Source organism: Clostridium liquoris (genome assembly GCF_002995785.1).
Lineage (GTDB): Bacteria > Bacillota > Clostridia > Clostridiales > Clostridiaceae > Clostridium_AO > Clostridium_AO liquoris.
In genome coordinates, this window is the sequence record NZ_PVXO01000025.1 from 1 (window position 1) to 1,128 (window position 1,128).

Below are 1,128 nucleotides of genomic sequence, written 5' to 3' on the forward strand. Positions count from 1 at the left end.
GGTAAGACAACATTAACAGCAGCAATAACAACAGTATTAGCAAATAAAGGATTTGCACAAGCATTTAAATATGACCAGATAGATAAGGCACCAGAAGAAAAAGAAAGAGGAATTACAATCAATACATCACACGTAGAGTACCAGACAGAAAATAGACACTATGCGCATGTTGACTGTCCAGGGCATGCTGACTATGTAAAGAATATGATTACAGGAGCAGCACAGATGGATGGAGCAATCCTAGTTGTAAGTGCAGCAGATGGTCCAATGCCACAGACAAGGGAACATATACTACTAGCATCAAGGGTTGGAGTACAGTACATAGTAGTATTCCTAAACAAAGCAGATATGGTAGATGATCCAGAATTAATCGAACTAGTAGAAATGGAAGTAAGAGAACTATTAAATGAATATGGATTTCCAGGAGACGATACACCAATTATAGTAGGATCAGCATTAAAAGCATTAGAAAACCCAACAGATCCAGAAGCTACAAAATGTATAGATGAATTAATGGAAGCAGTAGATAGTTATATACCAACTCCAGAAAGAGCAACTGACAAACCATTTTTAATGCCAGTAGAAGATATTTTCACAATTACAGGAAGAGGAACAGTTGCAACAGGAAGAGTTGAAAGAGGTGTCCTAAAGGTAGGAGACGAACTTGAAATTGTAGGATTAAGCAGTGAGAAGAAGAAGACTGTATGTACAGGTGTAGAAATGTTCAGGAAGTTATTAGACCAGGCAATGGCTGGAGATAACATTGGAGTATTATTAAGAGGAATACAGAGAGATGATATCGAAAGAGGGCAGGTATTAGCAGCACCAAATTCAGTACATCCACACCAGAAATTTGTAGGTCAGGTATATGTATTAAAGAAAGAAGAAGGAGGAAGACACACTCCATTCTTTAATGGATATAGACCACAGTTCTACTTCAGAACAACAGATGTTACAGGATCAATAAAATTACCAGAAGGAACAGAAATGGTAATGCCAGGAGACCATATTGATATGACTGTTGAATTAATAACACCAATAGCAATGGATGAAGGATTGAGATTTGCTATAAGAGAAGGCGGAAGAACAGTTGGTTCAGGAGTTGTTACTAAAATAATTGAATAATAT

1 protein-coding gene is annotated in these 1,128 nt (G+C 37.1%); it reads left to right on the forward strand.

Annotated elements, in window-relative coordinates; translation table 11 throughout:
• Positions 1–1,125 (forward strand): elongation factor Tu (gene tuf / locus CLLI_RS03955; RefSeq protein ID WP_106062946.1); only part of this gene is annotated, 1,125 nt, incomplete at its 5' end.
• Positions 1,126–1,128: the final 3 nt, after the last annotated feature.